Origin of the sequence: Coleofasciculus sp. C1-SOL-03, from assembly GCF_040220555.1 — a bacterium.
In the GTDB taxonomy this organism is placed as follows: domain Bacteria; phylum Cyanobacteriota; class Cyanobacteriia; order Cyanobacteriales; family Coleofasciculaceae; genus Coleofasciculus.
In genome coordinates this window covers 24,748-44,255 of the sequence record NZ_JAVJUO010000197.1, presented here as the reverse complement: position 1 = coordinate 44,255, position 19,508 = coordinate 24,748, and the positions used below count along the sequence as shown (strand labels likewise).

15 protein-coding genes and 1 pseudogene are annotated in these 19,508 nt (G+C 45.5%); 6 read left to right on the top strand and 10 right to left on the bottom strand.

Annotated elements, in window-relative coordinates; all coding sequences use genetic code 11:
- Positions 1–87: 87 nt before the first annotated feature.
- The 4 genes from RIE73_RS30715 to RIE73_RS30700 all read right to left on the bottom strand — a co-directional run bounded on the left by RIE73_RS30715 (position 88) and on the right by RIE73_RS30700 (position 3,227).
- A complete protein-coding gene (locus tag RIE73_RS30715; protein WP_446404782.1) occupies positions 88–720 on the bottom strand; it encodes a Crp/Fnr family transcriptional regulator in 633 nt (210 codons plus the stop codon).
- Positions 721–724: 4 nt separating this feature from the next.
- Complete coding sequence (locus tag RIE73_RS30710; RefSeq protein WP_446404786.1) at positions 725–1,042, bottom strand: hypothetical protein; 318 nt, start codon at positions 1,040–1,042, stop codon at positions 725–727.
- 31 nt (positions 1,043–1,073) lie between these two features.
- Positions 1,074–1,871, bottom strand: coding sequence for an alpha/beta fold hydrolase (locus RIE73_RS30705; protein ID WP_446404781.1), 798 nt, complete (start codon positions 1,869–1,871; stop codon positions 1,074–1,076).
- Positions 1,872–2,198: 327 nt separating this feature from the next.
- A complete protein-coding gene (locus RIE73_RS30700) occupies positions 2,199–3,227 on the bottom strand; it encodes a chlorophyll a/b binding light-harvesting protein (protein WP_446404780.1) in 1,029 nt (342 codons plus the stop codon).
- A gap of 299 nt (positions 3,228–3,526) precedes the next feature.
- Here RIE73_RS30700 and RIE73_RS30695 point away from each other — a divergent pair, with 299 nt between their 5' ends.
- The 3 genes from RIE73_RS30695 to feoB all read left to right on the top strand — a co-directional run bounded on the left by RIE73_RS30695 (position 3,527) and on the right by feoB (position 6,876).
- Complete coding sequence (locus RIE73_RS30695; RefSeq protein WP_446404779.1) at positions 3,527–3,682, top strand: hypothetical protein; 156 nt, start codon at positions 3,527–3,529, stop codon at positions 3,680–3,682.
- Between the two features lie 211 nt (positions 3,683–3,893).
- Positions 3,894–4,559: a FeoA family protein gene (locus RIE73_RS30690; protein WP_446404778.1), complete on the top strand. Its 666-nt coding sequence runs from the start codon at positions 3,894–3,896 to the stop codon at positions 4,557–4,559.
- Positions 4,552–6,876, top strand: coding sequence for a Fe(2+) transporter permease subunit FeoB (gene feoB, locus RIE73_RS30685; protein WP_446404777.1), 2,325 nt, complete (start codon positions 4,552–4,554; stop codon positions 6,874–6,876). Before RIE73_RS30690 ends, feoB begins: the two co-directional genes overlap by 8 nt.
- Positions 6,877–7,077: 201 nt before the next feature.
- Here feoB and RIE73_RS30680 read toward each other — a convergent pair whose 3' ends face one another.
- Entirely contained in the window at positions 7,078–7,359 is a 282-nt protein-coding gene (locus tag RIE73_RS30680) for a hypothetical protein (protein WP_446404776.1), read from the bottom strand.
- Between the two features lie 29 nt (positions 7,360–7,388).
- Between RIE73_RS30680 and RIE73_RS30675 the strand changes: the two genes are divergently transcribed.
- Positions 7,389–7,673 carry a FeoC-like transcriptional regulator gene (locus RIE73_RS30675; protein WP_446404775.1) on the top strand — a complete coding sequence of 95 codons (285 nt, stop codon included), beginning with the start codon at positions 7,389–7,391 and terminating at the stop codon, positions 7,671–7,673.
- Between the two features lie 30 nt (positions 7,674–7,703).
- Here the strand turns inward: RIE73_RS30675 and RIE73_RS30670 are convergent, their stop codons facing one another.
- The 5 genes and pseudogenes from RIE73_RS30670 to RIE73_RS30650 form a co-directional block, all read right to left on the bottom strand.
- The gene (locus RIE73_RS30670; protein WP_446404774.1) at positions 7,704–13,274 is read right to left on the bottom strand and encodes a caspase, EACC1-associated type; all 5,571 of its coding nucleotides are present in this window, start codon (positions 13,272–13,274) and stop codon (positions 7,704–7,706) included.
- 10 nt (positions 13,275–13,284) lie between these two features.
- Positions 13,285–13,680: a hypothetical protein gene (locus tag RIE73_RS30665; protein ID WP_446404773.1), complete on the bottom strand. Its 396-nt coding sequence runs from the start codon at positions 13,678–13,680 to the stop codon at positions 13,285–13,287.
- Positions 13,681–13,728: 48 nt separating this feature from the next.
- Positions 13,729–13,938, bottom strand: a pseudogene (locus RIE73_RS30660) (glycosyl transferase group 1); the annotation flags it as partial.
- The gene (locus RIE73_RS30655) at positions 13,899–14,165 is read right to left on the bottom strand and encodes a hypothetical protein (RefSeq protein ID WP_446404772.1); all 267 of its coding nucleotides are present in this window, start codon (positions 14,163–14,165) and stop codon (positions 13,899–13,901) included. The pseudogene RIE73_RS30660 and the gene RIE73_RS30655, both read right to left, overlap by 40 nt.
- A gap of 167 nt (positions 14,166–14,332) precedes the next feature.
- On the bottom strand, positions 14,333–15,445 hold the full coding sequence (locus tag RIE73_RS30650) for a precorrin-8X methylmutase (protein ID WP_446404771.1): 1,113 nt from the start codon (positions 15,443–15,445) through the stop codon (positions 14,333–14,335).
- 77 nt (positions 15,446–15,522) lie between these two features.
- Here RIE73_RS30650 and RIE73_RS30645 point away from each other — a divergent pair, with 77 nt between their 5' ends.
- Both RIE73_RS30645 and RIE73_RS30640 read left to right on the top strand, forming a co-directional pair.
- Entirely contained in the window at positions 15,523–17,421 is a 1,899-nt protein-coding gene (locus RIE73_RS30645; protein WP_446404770.1) for a heavy metal translocating P-type ATPase, read from the top strand.
- Positions 17,422–17,878: 457 nt separating this feature from the next.
- The gene (locus tag RIE73_RS30640; RefSeq protein WP_446404769.1) at positions 17,879–19,402 is read left to right on the top strand and encodes a carboxypeptidase M32; all 1,524 of its coding nucleotides are present in this window, start codon (positions 17,879–17,881) and stop codon (positions 19,400–19,402) included.
- Positions 19,403–19,508: the final 106 nt, after the last annotated feature.

Below are 19,508 nucleotides of genomic sequence, written 5' to 3'. Positions count from 1 at the left end.
GGTTGGTGAAAACCAAAACCAATCTAGGCAAGTGGCGCAACCCCGAAAGGGAATAACCAGGAAATCCTCAAAGTGATTTGGGGAAGCCTACATCATAATCTTTGATTTGATGTAGGAGGATGTCACTTCAGAATGTTCACCAGTGGTGAGGATGAGCTTTCGATGCGATCGCACAATCTTCCCTTCCCGTTCCAACCGATTGATGAGGCGAGTTGCGGTTACTCGAGTAATGCCAATCGTCTCGGAAATATCCTGATGAGTCAGGTGAAAGTTAAGCAATTGACCCTGAGGAACTTTTTGTCCAAATTGACAGGATAGCCATTCCAAGAAACGCAGCAGGCGATCATAGACAGAGTGCTGATGTAGAATACTCAATAGTTCTTCGCTTTTCCAAGCATGAACCAGTAACGCCTGTTGTAAAGAGTAACTCTCTACGGGGATTTGACTCGCCGTTACTGGGGTCAAACAAACCACCTGGTAAGGCTTGATCCGAGATAACCGTCGTCCCACTACATCTCCCTGACCCCAAAAGCCGAGGGTAACCAGTTGACCTTCTTCGTTCCAAGTTAGCGATCGCACGATACCTTGTTCAATTTCCCACAGATAGTCTGAACCCAGAGGTAGCAAGTCTTTGCGATTAAACGCTTTTTGGGGATACACAACATGCAGACGGGTGGGAAATATATAGGGGATTGACGTGGATAAAGTGGATAAAGACATCGGCTTATTGATGGTTAATGGACAAACAGTTCGAGGTGTGATTAGTTGTCGTTTTGGCACAAAAGCATTGGGAACATACACCGTTAGATCGAGGCGACGCAGCGATTGGTTCGTAGTCTAAACAGCCAATTGCTTCTTCCGATAAAGCCTTGCTAGGATGCACGGTACATTTGAGGCGATAATCTCCTGTAAAAAAGGCACAGTGGCTACAAGGAACTTGATGCAATCGTTTGAGTCGAGTTATCCCATCTCGAACAGCGGCGCAGATGGATAAGCACAAGATCACAAGTAGGCTACAGATCAGAATTGGACAGAGAATCATGGGCAAATTAGTGATTAGTACAGAAACTTCACTACGCATCATTACCTCGCGGAAACGGTTTAATTCCAATAGAGTTAGACTGTTCAGATGGATAAATTTCTAATGGACAAGGAGTTGAAGCGGATAAACTTAGAGATGTCCAGAAATTTACAATTTGCTCACTCACTTGTTGCGGATGAAAATAATGGAAGAAGTAGCGTCCATTGGCACATTGCCAGAGGCGATCATTCTGTTTTAACCAGGGATACCATCCCAGGAGTAAATCCGAGTCAATGATGACATCATCACGGCTACCACAAACTAACAGGGGAACCGGGGATTCCGCCGCTGGAATACTCAGGCGCTGATATAAGGAATGAGGGGATAATGAACTGGTTAAATCCTGCTTGAGAACGGGTATGAGTCTTCGTACCATCAGGGGACAGTGACAGCCAAACAGGTTGTAAACCATCTGGGTTAACACAACGTCGCGGGGTAGGAGCAGCATTTGGCGTTGCATATAATAGTGTGCTTGCCAATCTACCGCTGGATGAACGCCGACTGACAGAAGCGTTAGCGATCGCACACGTTCAGGATAGCGATGGGCATACAGGAGTCCTAATAATCCACCTGTGCCATGTCCAAGAAGATGCAGGGGGCGATCGCCAGACTTGAGATAGTCATGGAGTAATACCAAGGCGGCGTCTAGAGACGTCGGTTCGTCCAGTGTTTGGTGATAGTGCCACCGAGCGATCGCGCCATACTCAGACAGATGACTCAGTAAGGGACGATCAAATCGTGCTAAAGCTGGACTGACATGGAGCCAAAGTGCATCGGGAAATTTAGACATTTCAACAACCCAAGAAAAACGCTATGGATGAACCTTGATCCCTCAAGCTGTTTTCTGACAAGACTGTTTGGGCTTGGCTGGGATCGCTAATCGAGATTTACAACGGAATGTTGAGGAATAATGTTCTGGCAAGAATGAGCGACACGGATCGGACAAAATTGGCATGGATTGACGACAATCTAAGCAGTACCAATACAGTCCAGTTCGACCGATGTGTTGTAGTAACCTTCCCGAACAACAAGGACAATTCATAATGGTATTGGTGTATTTCTTTAAAAAAGAGGGGCTTCAATCATCCGTAGAAACCCCTCATGGTGTGAGGAATAATTAAACTTCAACAGAATTTAATGCCCGCTCCACGCGGCGGAAATCAAATCCAATCGCTCGCAGGGCGTGCCACAAATGCCCTTGCAGGAAAAAGAATGCCAGGAAGAAGTGAGCATTGGCAAGCCAGCAACGCGATGTATGTTCGCCTAGGGGTAATTTAACTGTATCGGCAAAATAAGGCACAATCCCTAGTTTCACCTCTAAGGGAGCGCCGTAAAACTCAACCGGATAGGCTAGGGTATTGACAGCACAGAAATAGGCAGCGACAAACCCCGCTAATGCAATGCCACCCAGGGAATAGGACAAAATTGCCTCGCCGGAAAAGATCAACACTTTCTTAGTCCAATTGAAAGGCGGAACTAAAATGTGCCAGATACCCCCCGCAATCAGCATCACGCCGACATAGATATGCCCTCCAACCAAGTCTTCCAAACTACTGATACTGGCAAAGTGGGTTTGGTAGCCGTAGATAACCAGAGGATCAAGCGTCGGTTGGGTAATCAGGCGAACGGTTTGAGTCGTCGCATCATAAAGTCCCCCCCAGTACATGGCTTTGGCAACAAGTAATAATGCCCCTGCTCCTAAGAAGAGGAGATGATGTCCCAGAATTAGCCCCAACTGTTTTGGGTTGTCCCACTCAAAATGAAACCTCTTTGCCCAACCCTTGGCGTCTTTTAAGTTTTCCGGTGCTTTAAACGTGTGAAATAGCGCCCCGGCTGCCAAAACCGCTGATGAAATCAAATGAACCGCACCCACGACGAAGTAGGGATAGGTATCGACAACTTGACCACCATCGCCAACGCCTAATCCCAGAGTTGCCAGATGGGGGAGCAGAATTAGCCCTTGTTCGCCCATCGCCAGGGTGGGGTCAAACCAGGAAAGCTCAAACAGGGTGAATGCGCCTGCCCAGAAGGTGATTAGGGCAGCTTGAGCAACGTGGGCGGCAATGAATAAGCCAGAGAGATCGGCAAATCGGGCATTGCCTGCCCACCAATCGTACTTTACTTCTGGATTGTCATAGGTTTGCATAAGTGTCCGTCGATTGAGGTGTGCAATTTGTTGCGAAAGATATTCAATAAGATAACGTTAGTTTAGAGAAATTATCAATAAGGCAGTATTAAGTTTTATGACAAAACTGACCCGCTCCGGTTTTGGTAACCCGTTGAATCAACGTTTTATCAGGGTTTACTGACTTGTGCGGCATTCAAAATCTGCCCAAATCTCTGAGTTGAGCTGGAATGAGACGACAATACGTTACGAATCTTTCTCAACTGACTTCGGATTAACAGAAGTGGTTTTCCCAGCTAATCACAGCCCCTAGCCAAGGGATGAAAGCCGTTAAGCCGGAGCATCTGGTGCTGAATGCCAATCTGCAAGAGTTTGCCCAGCGAGCAACTAAACCCGCCCAGACGCGCCATGGCACGTCTCTACATGCAGCCACGCCCAGTCTATTGCGATCGCGTATCATTTACTTTATTATCTAGAGGACAATTATTTGAATCTAATGCCGCCAACTTGGACGGGAATAGAGTTTAGGGTCTTTCACTGGAAAACCCCTATAGCTTCACTCTTGTGGGCGTACTGCCTGCATCTGGTTTTCCCCATCCCGCCTGCCCAAACCCGAATTAATTATTAAAAAAGATTGCTAATAAACGGAAATTGTTATAGAACAATAGTCTTAATCAGGAGCCTGCAATGACAGCCAACAGACACTCAAATCACCGACGCCAACGCAACCGACAGCGTAAAGGATGGGGATTTTCTTTTTTCGGGCAAACATCCGAACCCTCTAGAGATGAAGACAACATTGTTGAGTTCTATGAGGACTTAGCCCATAAGCGGTTCGATGCCGAGACTAATTTCCCTTTAGCGATGACCCGTGCTGGCGATCGCGTGTCGATTATTGGGTTCAAAGGCAAAGGCGGCATCAGTCACCTTCTGAGTCTCGGGTTAACACCAGGTATCCAAGTTCAAGTGGTGAGCTGCGTTCCCAGTGGCTCCGTGATTATCGCCTTCGGGGATAACCGCATTGGTTTGGGGGCGGGTATGGCGAACAAAATTCTGGTGACTCAACCCCATCAAGTTAACGCTTGTAAACAGGGAAAAGCAATGAATACAGACACATATCTCCGCAATTTAACCGTAGGTAGCAAAGGGCGTATTGTGGGCTACGAGAAAAGGACTGGAGGTTATAAGGGCAAATTGCTAGCCATGGGATTGACACCCGGAACCGAGTTCACTGTGATCCGCCATGCGCCCCTAGGGGACCCGATTGAGATTGAAGTGCGGGGATTTAATCTGAGCTTACGCCGACACGAAGCCGATGTCCTTTGTATTGAAGAGGTGAACGAAAATGAATAAGTGGACAATTGCCCTAGTCGGCAATCCCAACTGCGGCAAAACCACCCTGTTTAACGCCTTAACTGGTGCCACCCAGCGCGTCGGGAATTGGCCCGGAGTCACTGTTGAGCGCAAGGAAGGGAACTATCGCGATCGCGACGAGAGTATTACCGTTGTTGATTTACCGGGCGTCTATTCCTTGGATGCTGAAGACCAAGATAGTGGACTCGATGAAATCATTGCCAGAGATTACCTGCTCACTGGCGAAGCCGACTTAGTGGTTAATATTGTTGACGCTTCTAACTTAGAGCGGAACCTGTATCTGACCACCCAAATCATGGAAATGCGCCTCCCCTTGGTGGTGGCGCTGAACATGACCGACGTGGCGCAGGATCGGGGTATCCGCATCGATACCGTTCTCCTATCAGAACGCCTAGGTTGTCCCGTCACACCATTAGTCGCGTCGCGCAATGAAGGTGTGGCGATTCTGCGGGATACGATTAATCAGAACCTGCAAAATCGAGTTAAACCCCACAGCTATGTGGCATACCCCGCCGTACTCGAAGACGCGATCGCTCAGGTGATGCCTTTGGTAATGGAACAAAGTCCTGACCGAGCCGTTGAACCTCGCTGGACGGCGCTGAAACTGCTAGAGTACGAAGACCGGATTGCGCCTGAGTTGAGAGGACAGGAGTTAGAAAAACAGGTAGTAGAGCAGCGCCGCAAGATTCATCAGGTGCTGGGTGAAGATATCGATATTATCGTTGCCGATAGTCGTTACGGCTTTGTGCGCCAACTGGTTAATGGGGCGACAGAACGCACCCGAGAAGTTAGCAGTAATTTGTCTGACCGAATCGATAGTGTGGTACTCAACCGCTGGTTCGGTCTGCCCATCTTTCTGGTGGTGCTGTACCTGATGTTTGTGCTGACGATTAATGTCGGCAGTGCTTTTATTGATTTTTTCGATATCTTGACACTGACGATCTTTGTCGAAGGTTTCGGCGAGTTACTCAGCACGATTGGTACACCCGAATGGCTCAAAGTTCTGCTGGCTGAGGGGATCGGTGGCGGGATCGAGACAGTGGCGACATTTATCCCAATTATTGCCATCTTGTTTTTGTGCCTTTCTGTCTTGGAAGACTCTGGGTATATGGCGCGAGCCGCGTTTGTCATGGATCGCTTTATGCGCTTTGTCGGTCTTCCGGGGAAATCCTTTGTCCCCATGTTAGTGGGGTTTGGCTGTAACGTGCCAGCGATTATGGCAACGCGCACCCTAGAAAATCAACGCGATCGCTTGATGACGATTGCCATGAATCCGTTCATGTCCTGCGGCGCACGACTACCGGTTTATGCTTTGTTTGCGGCGGCGTTTTTCCCGATAGCGGGTCAGAATATTGTCTTTGGACTTTACTTGATTGGTATTGCCATGGCGGTGTTCACAGGGTTGGTCTTGAAAAACACCCTATTACAAGGTGAAGCCTCGCCCTTTGTCATGGAACTCCCACCCTACCATCTACCGAATCTCAAAGGGGTGTTGTTACGTACCTGGGATCGGCTCAAAGCGTTTATGCTGCGGGCAGGGAAAGTTATCGTGATCATGGTGATGGTATTGAGCCTATTGAACTCAATCGGGACTGATGGCTCCTTTGGTCAGGAAAACACGGATAAGTCGGTTCTCAGTTCCATCAGCCGCTCAATCACTCCCGTCTTTACACCGATGGGTTTAGAGCGAGACAATTGGCCCGCGACGGTGGGGATTTTTACCGGAGTGTTTGCCAAGGAAGCAATGGTGGGTACGCTTGACTCCCTTTATGGTCAACTGGGAGCAGAGGTAGAACCAGAAACCCCAGAAACCTTTGACTTTTGGGGAGGAATTGGTGAAGCGTTTGCCACGATTCCAGCCAATTTAGCCGAGGTTCCTGGCAATCTGCTCGACCCTCTGGGTCTATCGGTGGGTGATGTGAGCAATATTGAAGCAGCGGCTGAGGAGCAAGAAGTCGCCACGGGTACGTTTGGGGCGATGGTTCAACGCTTTGACGGTCGAGCGGGTGCTTTTGCCTATTTGCTGTTTGTGCTGATGTACTTCCCCTGTGTCGCTGCTACTGCAGCCATCTACCGGGAAACCAATGTAGGATGGACGGTGTTTGTGGCAGCTTGGACGACGGGACTTGCCTACTGGAGTGCCACGTTATTTTACCAAGGGGCAATATTCCCTCAGCAACCAGGTATATCCCTGGCGTGGATTGCGGGATTAGTGCTAGTCATGGCGATCACGATTGTGGGTTTCAAGATATCGCAACCCGTTCGCCGGAACAGGGGTCAGATGATCAGCAATTAGGGTTTGCTGCATAACTGGACTTTGGACAAACAAAGTGCGATCGCGGTTGGGAATCTGGTGTTTTTTGATCGGGTTTCAGGTTAATTAAAATATGATATTGGGCCATAAAACCCAATGTAGGGGCGGGTTTAGGGACAAATTAATCAAGCCACCAATCATCTTTCGACAAAACCCGCCCTGCCCCAACCTTTCACTAATTCCCTAAAGTCCCAAATTCGACATTTTTTTGGTGCGATCGCGGTTGAGAATAAGGTGGGTTTGGTTGTCCAGTTTGGGATTAATCGATTGCCGTGCGGTGGGGGAATGGGCGGGTTTTGTTGTTCCGTTATTGGTGAGGAGGGCGGGTTTTGTTGTTCCGTTATTGGTGAGGAGGGCGGGTTTTGTTGTTTCGTTATTGGTGAGGATCTGAATTGATTCCCTAAACCCGCCCCTACAATTGTCCCTAAACCCGCCCCTACAATTGTCCTTTAATCGGTTGATCATAATTGAGTGCTGCAAACGGAAAAGAAGACATGATTTTGAATGAGATTCAGAACTATCTATCTCACCAAGGGAGAGCATCCCTTGCCCAAATGCAGGTTCATTTTGGCATTCATGCAGATGCTCTACGCGGTATGCTGAACCGACTCATCCGCAAAGGGAGAGTGCAAAAGTTACCGACTCCAAAACGCTGTCACCATTGTGTTGATTGCTCTCAAGAGTCTCTGGAATTCTATGAATGGATAACCGATGAGCCTGCGGCTGCGATCAACAAGCAGGAGTGCTGCTCCCATGGCACTGAAACGTCGGTTCAGTAACTCGAAACTGCCTCACTGTGCGACCTTTTATCATACTTGACTACTACGGCGCACACTCAAACAGCCTGTTAGTTTCTTTATTCGAGAAACTATTCGTTGAATCTGTTGATGCTCGCAGATATCAATGCATAAATAAATCATAGCCGTTTTGTCAGCGTAACAATCCGTCCGGCTCTTTCGAATATTAATTTTGAACTCCTTTAGAACACTGGTGATATTGTGGAGGACACCCACTTCATCACAAACTTCGACTTGAATATCAATTGGGTAAGTTTGACCTTCTGTATTATTCCAGCTAACCTCGATCAGGCGCTCATCTGGTATATTGTCCCAATTATGACACTCCTTGTGATGAATAGAAATGCCTTTTCCTGCAAGCTTGACAACGCCAATAATCGGTTCACCAGGTACAGGATTGCAACAGCGAGCAAGGTGATAGTCTAATCCTTCTATACCTGCAATGGGTGACTTGCTTAAAGATGAGGTATTGACGATATTGGAGATTGCTGGAGGCGTCGTTGATAACTCAGGGGTATTATCAATATCAATTGGTTGTTGATTTTTAGTAGCTTCTCGTATGCGATTGACCACTTGATTGAGGGAGAGTTCACCGTAACCTAAATTAGCCAGCAAATCATTGACGCTATGATAGTTACATTGTTCTACCACCTCCTTCATTGCTTCAGATTCCAGCAGAACTTCAAAACTATCTTTGCCTAATTCTTTTTGCAGTCGTTCTCGACCACGGGCAATATTTTCTTGCCAATGCGATCGTTTGTACCACTGGCGAATTCTATTGCGGGCAGTCCTTGTTACCACAAAATTTAGCCAATCTAAACTGGGATGGCTGTTTTTGTTGGTGATGATTTCCACGATATCCCCAGTCTTCAGGGGGGTATCCAGAGTCACCATCTGGTCATTCACTATTGCTCCAGCACAGTGGTTACCCAAGTCAGTATGAATACGATAGGCAAAATCAACAGGGGTTGCATCATTAGGTAGTTTTCTGTCATCATCTTTGTCATTATCTCTAGGAATTATTAGTTTTTTGACATCACCTCTGGGGGTTATTAAGTAAATAAACTCATTTGAATTATTTGAATTTCTAGTTAACTCTTGGAGTAACAATGCTTTATCTTTTGTAGACAAGCTAATCCCCTTAAGTTCTGATTCCTTATCCTCAATAACCTTGCAATTTGGTATTTCATTAATGGCTTCTATTAACTGGCTAGAAGCTTTTTCTAGTTCTGCCTTTTCTTTCCTAGAACGACGGCTTTTAGTTACCAGATCAAGATGAATAATTATTTGTTGGTCTGATAATTTATCAAGATCTACGCTCAATAATTCAAATTTACTAGAGCGAAGTCTATTGCCTATAGTCACCACCTCTTTCTTTTCACATTTAATTGCCAAATTAACTCGTTGACTCTGTGTCAGTTCATAGTTTCTTTTTGACAACGGTTGAGCATAAGAGGCTGGATCTTTATAACGGCAGTGAGCAGCCTGATCCAGACCTAGTACACCAATTCCTACCTCTGCAGCAAGATGCATCCTGTGTGTCCGGATCTGGAATTCTACAATTCGCGCCTCTGGTTCTCCATATCTGATATTGATATGAATAGATTGATAACCTGTAATCTTGGGATGTTTAATATAATCTCTTAGGCTTTCTTTCAGAATTCCTTCTCCCTGAAAAAATTCTCCCATTTCCTGTACAATTGCCAAGACCTTGTAACATTCGCTTTCCGTTTGAGTAATAATACGAACCCCAACAATATCCAGGATTTTATCTAAAGAAACTTTGCGAGCTGTTGACTTTTTATAGATACTGTAAATGGTCTTAGCTCTAGGAAAAATTTCAGCCTTGATTTTAGCTTCTTCAAGAAGAGACTCTAAGTCTGAAGTGAGATTCTCGATAAAGTCTTCTCGCTGTGGGAATCGGCTTTCCAGAGCTTGGTTAATTTCTTCGTATTCGCGGGGATGGAGAAAAGCAAGAGCTCGTTCTTCTAATTCTTCACGTAACTCATTGAACCCAAATCGCATAGATAGAGGTGAAACTATGCTTAAAACACAATCGGCTATTCCGGAAGCGAGACCAGAGGATATGGAATTCAAAATACCAAGGGTATACTTAAAATTTAATAATTCGATGTAGATGACATCTTGAGGTAGTTTTTCTGTCTGTAACAACCCATAGGCATCATCATCAGATATAGCCTTTTTACATAAATGCTTAACTGTGAACAGCCAGAGCTTTTTGTGAACTTGTAGTCGTACAATCTGCCGATTGATATTGTTATCTGTTAATTTATTAATTGCCTCATCATAGCACCGCCATACTGGTTCAATTAAGTCTTTTGTATTTTTTTCTTGCCCATCAAAATTAAAACTACTTAAAATTCTATTTTCTTCTATTTGTCCTTGAGTCTCAAGACAAACTATGACAATTGACTGGGCATTAATGTCTGTAGCGATACTCATCGCCTCTTGATTTTGGTTATGTGCTTCTTCAGGCGAGTTTATTAAAGCTGTTAATCTTGCCAAATAAGTGAGCGTATGCGCTTCATGGTAGCGCATACGGTACTCTTTAAAGCGGGCTAAACAGTCTTCCAGATCCCAATTGGCTAAACCAATATTTCCTAATTTTAGGTAGGTTTTACCACGGCTGAATAAAACTCGTGCGTAGCTGCTCGGTACTTCTGGATTGGGAGATTTAAAGCAGGTAGCCGCCTCTGTATAGGATTGCAAGGCAGACTCATATTCACCTTTAGTAAATTGCAAATCCCCTTGAATGATTAGGCGTGAGCCATTTACTCCAACATAACGTTTATTCTGCTTATCAATCCGTTCCTTTGATTTTTGAATCAACTCATCAGCTTCATCTAAGCGGTCAGTTGATAAAGCGATTCTAGCCAAGTTGTTATATGTCTTAATTTGTCCATATACATCAGGTTTAAGACCATCTTTACCTTCTTTAATATTCAAGGATTCTCGATAAGTTGCCTCAGCTTTTTCATAGCGACCTAAATGAGTATAAATATCTGCAAGATAATCCAAATCTCGTGCTTCACCATGACGATCATTGATGGATTGTTTAAGTTCAATAGCACGTTTAAGGTTCTTCTCTGCTTTTTCCAAATCACTTTGAAACTTTTGGCAAATACCCAACCGCGCCCAAGATTTGGACTCTCGATATATATCCCCTAGCTCAGCGAATTTTCTTGCACTCGCGCCAAAGAATTTTTCGGCTTCCAAAAAATTGCCCTGATGACGCTCGATACTACCTTGACGATATAAAATTAAAGCCAGACCCAGTTTATCATCAGAACGAGTAGCTAGTGCATAAGCAGTATTAGCAACATTGCGGGCATTATCACACTGACCAAGATCCGTATAACAGCCAACCATTTTCCCTAAAGTGCGAATTTGCATCGGAAAATCAGCTTGACTTTCCGCTATCTCTAGAACAGACTCCAAGGCTTGCAAAGCTAGTTCAGGCTGCCCTCTAAGATGACGCATCTTGCCCACATAGTACAAAGCAACAGAAGCACCTAGTTGATTCCGTTTTTGCTCAAAAATTTCGTAGGCTTTGTGGAAAACCTCTTCAGCATTTACTGCGCTACCTTGTTTCTCTAGTTTTCGACCTTGCTCCAACAATAGCCAGGGTTTATCTACAAAAATAGCATCATCAAGATTAAGTAGCCATTCTCCTAATCCAGTCAGTCTCTCTGATAGCAGCCGTTCTTTTTCATGTGAGCGACCCACCAGATCATTTAAAACCTGTGCTGCTGTTTCTATTTGCCCAATTTTACACCAGTGATAATATGAGTCGAGGTAAGCACGGCGATCTAATATTTCTAGAGGGCTTCGTTTCCCCTGTTGCCAATAATAGTAAGCTACTTTTTCTTGCCAATATGCTATTTCCTCCTGACACTGAGATGTACGCCAAAACTCGGCAATCAGAGGATGCATTTGGAACTTGTCACAATCCACTCTTGTTAGTAATCGGCGCTGTAGGAGCGCTTCTCCCACACTTTCTGAAATATCTAGATACGTCCAGGCTGAACGTTGAACGGGTGTCCGAAACACTGAAAGACGCCTTAAAGCTTCTTGTTCTGTTTCATCAAGATGTTTAGCTACATTTTCCAATAATCTCTTATTGAGTTCAGAGCCATAGCGTTGATCATACTCTACCAGCCGATTTAGTAGATTTCCCATAGAGTTTCCTAGCAGACAATACCACTGAATAACTAAGTCTATCGCTAGAGGATGTCCGGCTGTTTTTTCGATCACCGCAATCACATCATTTAAGGAGCATTCAATCCCTGAAGCTTGACATCTTTGATTAATATACTTAACCGCTTCCTCGTATTGAAAGCCTGACACATTGAATTTATGAACTCGACTAGCCAGCCATACTCCTAACGACTGCTCTGGAGAATGGTCAATCAAGATTAATCTGTTCTTCCCTCCATGGGTTCTGAAGCGTTGAATAAACGGCTCAATCTCTAAATGGTTGGCAAGCTGAAATCCATCAATAAAGAATGCATAATTGGCTAATTTGCTAGTGCTGACAACCTGCACTAAAGTGGGGATTTTATGAGTGCTTGTAATTTTGTCTTCGGCATAAGTTGTGACAAATCCGTACTCACCATTGCTTTTGAGAAACTCGTTCACCTGCCACAACAGTTCATCCAATGTCAGTTCTTCTTTGTCTAGCCAACAAACTTTGTAATCATTACTGAGCTGATGCGCTAGTTGTGCTGCTAAGTAAGTCTTTCCTACTCCCGACTCTCCCCACATCATTACGACTGGGGAGGCTTGAAGCAATTTTTTTACCTGATCCAACTCAGTCTGCCTGCCATAAAAATCAGGAAAACTTGGAGGTGTAAAAATGGGTATAAGAGGTTCCTGAAAACAAATTTCTGTTTGAGTTAATGATAGTTTGTGACCTTCTTTGAATGGATAGATTTCTGGCTTAATCTCTGTTGAGCATTGCAATATTTTTTCTTTGGCATACTCATGCAAATCATCAACAGAAATTATCCCATCTTTATTCAGATCGGCAGCACCAGTCTCCATCCCTTCAACCAGGAAACGAGTGTACAGTGAGAGATCTGTTCCTGACTGGGAATACTCTAATAATCCAGAAGAGGTAAGAACAGCAGCATCAGCTTTAGCGGTCATTCCCTTAGCAAAAGCACCACTAAAGCAACAGTCAAGAATCACCACTTGTTGCCGAGAAGGGCTGGTGAACATGAGGCTATGCACAAAGTCAGAAGGAATCGCCGTTGCTGCTAGTCGTGTCTTTTTAGTTGTAGGACTGGTTAAGTATAGTTTTCCTCTATTGTCTGTGATGCCATGACCTGAGAAATACAAGAGCAATAGATCATCTTTGTGGCTATCGGCAAATAGTGCCTCAATCTTCTCCCGCATCTGCTGGGGGTCAGGATTGGTGATCACTTCAACGGCATCAAATCCTCCCCTCTCTGGATGTTGCAAAACTTTCTCCATTGCTTGTACATCCTTTATAGAACCGGGAAGTGGGTCTAAACCAAACTCGTACTGACTAATCCCAATCAGCAATGCTAATTTTGCCATTTGCCACGTCCTACGCCCTCTCTACAAAGTCTTTGAGTTGGTCAATCAGAACCAATACCTCTTCTTTGCTGGTGCCAACGGTCTCTAACTCAATGGTTTTACCATTAGCCTCTGCTTTCACCTTAACTTTTTTACTAGACAAGCGGCTGAACAGAAAGTTCACGACAGGTCTTATTGTCGGTAAAGGGATCTGGGTGGTTAAGACGCCAACCATCAATTTACCCAAATCCTCTGCTCCTGCTTTCACGTCTCCGACTGGCTTTTCTCGGATACGCTCAACAGACTCGACTTCTTCTAAAGAATCTATATCCTCATAGAGACTTTGTGTAAGGGTTTCCAAGTCTTCGGAGTCCAAATCAGAATCGCTAAAGTCGATGGTAAGCTGAAGATTAGACAGACCTGCCATTGTCAACCTCTGAGTGGGTATACTATTCTATTCAACCTTAGCCAGACCCTAAATTTTGTGATCTCGGTTATACAAGAGTTGTTTACACTGTTCCTGAAAGGCATCTCGGCTAAATTGAGCCAGACATTGTTCTCGCCACCACTCCCCATCACAGCACTGATCATCGTCAATACATGCAGCTACTACGGCGTCCGGATCACAGTGCGGTACTAGCCAGCCTAAATGTCCATCCTGTAAGGGATCAGCCGATCCATCGGCAAGTAGCCCAAGGGATTGCGTTCAGGTTGTTCATTCTGAGGATGCCTAATAAATGAGTCATCTTGGATACATCCGTAAAACTGGGAAACAGATGCAGCTTCAACCTCTTTAGATATGCTAGTTTGATAGACAATGACAACCTCAATATCCGTATCTCTCATGTCAGGTAAATGAACCTTCAAAAGACCATCACTACCGATATGGGATTTTAGTGTGATGCTCTGCATAGTTCTCACTCTGTACCTACAAACTGATTTCCTCTCCCAATTCTTGCACAATGTCCTGTAACTCTGCTATAGCTGCTTGCCGTTCACCGATTGCTTCCTAGGCGTTGAATCATTATACTCGCGATCGCACCAGGAAAGACAGCACCCAGATGATCAGCGCTAATCCCCTAATGATTCTGCAAATAACAATGGCAATTGGGCTTTTCCATCAAAGATTCAACTAAACTATTCAGGGCGACGGCGGCTAATAATCCACCGCCAATCGTCCCCAGAGTGGTAATATATTCCACACCCGAACCCATTAATCGCCGTTTAGCGGCTGGGGCGTGGCTGAAGCCAATCGGCATTCCTACAATTAAGGAGACTTGCAGTTGTCCTTGTTCGATGCGTTTCAAGGCGGATATCAATACTGATGGGGCATAGCCGATCACTAAGATACAACCAGGCGTGAGGTGTTGTAATCGTTCCTGCCATTTTCCTTGTTGGCAAAACCTGCGTTCGGCTTCATCAGCACTGTGAATATGGGGTTCATCAATTAGAGTCTTGACAGTAAGCCCTAAATGTGCAATTCGAGTCTGGTCAAGAGCGGCGACAACTGGAGAAACATCAGCGACAATTTCACAGTGAGTCTTGAGGGCATTTCTAGCTGACGCGATCGCCCCCTGGCTCAAACGCACAAAATCGACTAAACTGACATCACCACTAGCGAGTACCAATTTAGTCAGTAAATCTCGTTCAATTTCATTCTTTTGGGATAAATCCGGTAACAGTTGCTGTAAGGATTCGCTAAAGTCTTCGGGATGAGCGTCACAGGCAGCATCTAAACTGTGCCAAAATGGTGCTAATTCTTCTAATCCAACCGTCGATTCTAATTCTAATTGTCGCAGTTGCACCAGTGCTTCAGTTTGAATCTTTCGACAACGATGATCGCGTCCTAACAATCCTTCCAAAGCCGATGCTGTTTGGCGCAAACGAGCTAATTGTTGCATCACTGAGCGATATTGCTGTTGCAGTTGAGACGTTAATTGGTCAACTTTTAGATCTCCAGAATCAGGTGTCAATAACTGACGAATATGATCCAATTGAAACCCCTGAGATTTTAACGCCACAATCCGCCGCAAATGCTGCACATCTGCATCGGTATAGAGACGATAGTTAGCCGCAGACCTTTTCGCCTCTGGTAACAACCCCAAGTTGTGATAATGCCTGACCATTCTCGGAGTTAAACCATTACCAACTGCTGCGGTGAGTTGTTTGATGGTTAAGTATTGGTTTGCCATTTTGCTAGTTTAACACTTGACCTTGACATCAATGTCAAGGTTTAGGATGAGGCAGTCGGGGACTCATCAATCATGACATGAAAACAATCATCGCAGAACATCAAGATACTTGGGCGGCGGTAGCCTGTGCTGTTTTAGTATGCTTGGGTTGGCTTTTTCTCCAACTTGGCTGGTTAGGATTAGCGTTATTGATCCTCCCAGCCGCCTATGTGATTGGAGGTTACGGGAGTGCAAAAGAGGGACTAACGACTCTGTTTGTCGAAAAGGAACTCGATGTTGATTTATTGATGATCATCGCCGCATTAGGGGCGGCATTTTTAGGCGTTTGGCAGCGGGACTATTTCCTAATTGTTGATGGCGCGGTATTAATTCTTATCTTTGCCATCAGTGGGGCATTAGAAGATTACGCCATGAAACGAACCAGCCGTGCGATTAGTAGCTTGATGGGATTGACACCCGATACAGCACGGGTTATCCTCCAAGGTAAAAACTGTCAGATTCCGATTCAAGACTTAAAAATCGATGACAAAATTTTAGTCAAGCCTGGAGAATTAATTCCAACCGACGCCTTGATTATTGAAGGTGCAAGCAGTCTCAATGAAGCCTCTATCACCGGAGAGTCGCTACCCAGAGAAAAAACGGTGGGAGATGAAGTTTTTGCTGGCACCATTAATGGGGCTGGGGCGTTAATTCTGCGAGTCCATCAACTCCCGGAAAGTAGCTTAATTCAACGGGTTATTCGTTTAGTCAAGCAAGCGCAAACGGAAGCCCCGCCATCTCAACTATTCATTGAACGCTTAGAACGCGGTTATGCGAAAGTAATTGTAGTTTGTGGTATCCTGCTGGCAATTCTTCCCCCTTTTGTTTTCAATTGGGATTGGCAAAGGACGATTTATCAGGCTTTGGTTTTTTTGGTTGTTGCGTCTCCCTGTGCTTTAATGGCAGCAATTATGCCGACACTGCTATCGGGAATGACGAATGGGGCGCGACAGGGTATTTTATTTAAAAGTGGCGCTCAGTTGGAGGTAATCGGCAAAATACGAGCGATTGCCTTTGACAAAACGGGAACCCTGACGACTGGAGAACCAAAAGTTATCCAAATTATCAGTGCTGACCGAAATAATGAAGATAAGGTTTTGTTAAAAGCAGCCGCTGTGGAAACCTATTCCGAACATCCTATCGCCAAGGCAATTGTGCAAGCGGCTATGGATAAATCCTGGACGTTAACATCGGCTACCAATGTATTATCTCACACAGGTTTTGGGATTAGTGGTAATGTTGACGGGGAAGTAATAAAAGTGGGTACAGCTAAATTTATTCAATCCGAAATTGCTCACGTCCCCACAACTCTAATCGCAGAAAGCGAACGCCTGAAACAAGACGGCAAAACCATCGTTTGGGTGGCGGCGGCGGGTAAACTCTTGGGAATTATCGCGGTTGCCGATACAGTGCGTCCGGCGGCTGCAACTGTGATCAAAGACTTGAAACAACTGGGCATCGAACAGGTGATTATGCTGAGTGGTGATAGCAAAACTACGGCGAGTTACATCGCCCAGCAGCTAGGCATTGATCAGGTTTATGCCGAACTTTTACCAGAAGATAAAGTTAAGGTGATCAAAAGGCTGAAAAAACACGATCAAACCGTAGCCATGGTGGGTGATGGTATCAATGACGCCCCAGCTTTGGCAACCGCATCTGTGGGAATTGCCATGGGAACTGCTGGGAGTGATGTGGCTTTAGAAACCGCCGATGTTGTATTAATGGCAGATCGTTTGGACAAGTTAACGGCTGCGGTTCGTTTAGGTCGTCGTGTGACTCAGGTGGTTACCCAAAATATTGGGTTTGCTTTGTGTAGTATTGGTTTGTTATTAGTGGCTAATTTTACGATTGGCATTAGTCTTCCCCTCGGCGTTATTGGACATGAAGGTTCTACTATACTGGTGATTCTGAGTGGTTTACGCTTGCTTAGAAATTAGACTACGATGGGCGACAGAAGGGGGTTTCACCAAAATCAGGGAAGGGTAAGGAGAACCATTGTAGAGACGCGCCATGGCGCGTCTCTACATAAATGATGTGTCCTTTGGACATAAATTCTGTACGCTGTGCTAAGAAATGTTAAGGAGTCTCAAATTCTGACTGTTCCCGGTTCACTGTTCACTGTTCAATAGTTAAGGTAGAAAGATAGTTTGGTCACGTTCCACCGGATCAGGGTTAGCCGTTGCCGTAGCGGTCAGCCCAATGATGCATTCATTGCCGCTGAGTTACGGTAGTTAAGTACGAGAGTCACTGTACAAGCTTAGAGTTCAGCCTAGCTGTTCGTTCCCTGCCAGTTAGGGATGATTCTCCTTTTCGATTGTCAGGTGTACATTTACTAATCTGGGAAACATTTTCACCAATGTCTCCAAGCCAATACTACAGCATCACCCACCGACTATGCAGACTATCGAAAAGACAGAAACCAAACTCCTAGAGCTGAAAACCCGTCTGAGTGAGATTAATGATATTGAAGCCGCCGCGTCTTTGTTGTATTGGGATCAGGCAACCTATATGCCGCCCAAAGGCGCAGCCGCTCGCGGACGACAGTTAGCGACGTTGCAACAAATTTCCCATAGTAAATTTACTGATCCAGCCATGGGTGAGCTTCTAGAGGACTTACGCTCCCTAGAAGCCAGTTTGCCCTACAATTCGGATGAAGCCAGTTTAGTCCGGGTTACCCGTCGCAAGTATGAGCGGGCGGCGCGGGTTCCCGCCACGTTTATGGCAAAATTTTCTCGCCATCGCACCGATACGTATGGGGCGTGGGTGGCGGCGCGACCGGACAATAATTTTGCCGCCGTTGCACCCTATCTGGAAAAAACCCTGGAGTTGAGCCGGGAATTGGCGAACTTTTTCCCCGGATATGACCATATTGCTGATCCGTTAATTGATTTTGCCGATTATGGCATGCAAGCGGGCTTTTTGCGATCGCTGTTTGCTCAGTTGCGAGACGAATTGGTACCGATTGTGGAAGCGATTACCGCTCAACCGATGACGGATGATAGTTGTTTGCATCAGTATTATCCGGCGCAAGACCAGTTGGCATTTACGCTGAAAATCATTGAGCAGTTGGGGTATGACTTCCAACGGGGACGACAAGATCAAACCCATCACCCGTTTATGATTAACTTCTCCACAGAGGATGTCCGAATTACCACTCGCGTCTACGACAATGACTTAGGACAGGCGCTGTTTAGTAGTATTCATGAAATGGGTCATGGGTTATATGAGCAAGGGATTAGCCCCACCTTGGAAGGAACACCCTTAGCGGGTGGGACTTCAGCAGGGATTCATGAAAGTCAATCTCGATTGTGGGAAAATATCGTCGGGCGCAGTCGCGGCTTTTGGCAATTCTTCTATCCCCAACTGCAAGCCGCCTTTCCCCATCAGCTTAAGGATGTTCCCTTAGAGACATTTTACCGAGCCATCAACAAAGTGGTGCGATCGCTGATTCGCACGGATGCGGATGAGGTGACATACAACCTGCATGTGATGATCCGCTTTGACTTAGAACTGGACTTGCTGGAAGGGAAATTAGCCGTCCGAGACTTACCGGAAGCCTGGAGAGAACGGTATCGGTCTGATTTAGGCATTGTCCCCGAAACGGATATGGATGGCGTTCTCCAGGACGTTCACTGGTATACCAGTCAAATTGGCGGTGTGTTCCAATGCTACACCCTGGGCAACTTGATGAGTGCCCAAATTTTTGACGCCGCCTTAGCCGCTCATCCGGAAATCTTAGCTAACATTGAGCAAGGACAATTCAGTACCTTGCATAATTGGTTAAGAGAAAACATATACCAACACGGTTGCAAGTACACAGCGGCTGAATTAATTAAGGGCGTCACTGGTGCAGATTTGCACATCGCTCCATTCATCCGTTATATCCGGCAAAAGTACGGGCAACTTTACGATTTGTAAAGATTGCTTGCTTTTTTCTGTGTGGCTCAACCGCATAAAACACTCGTGCAGCAAGGTTTTCATGAACTGACCTGTTCAATTACCCCTGTTACCCCGCGCCCGAAAA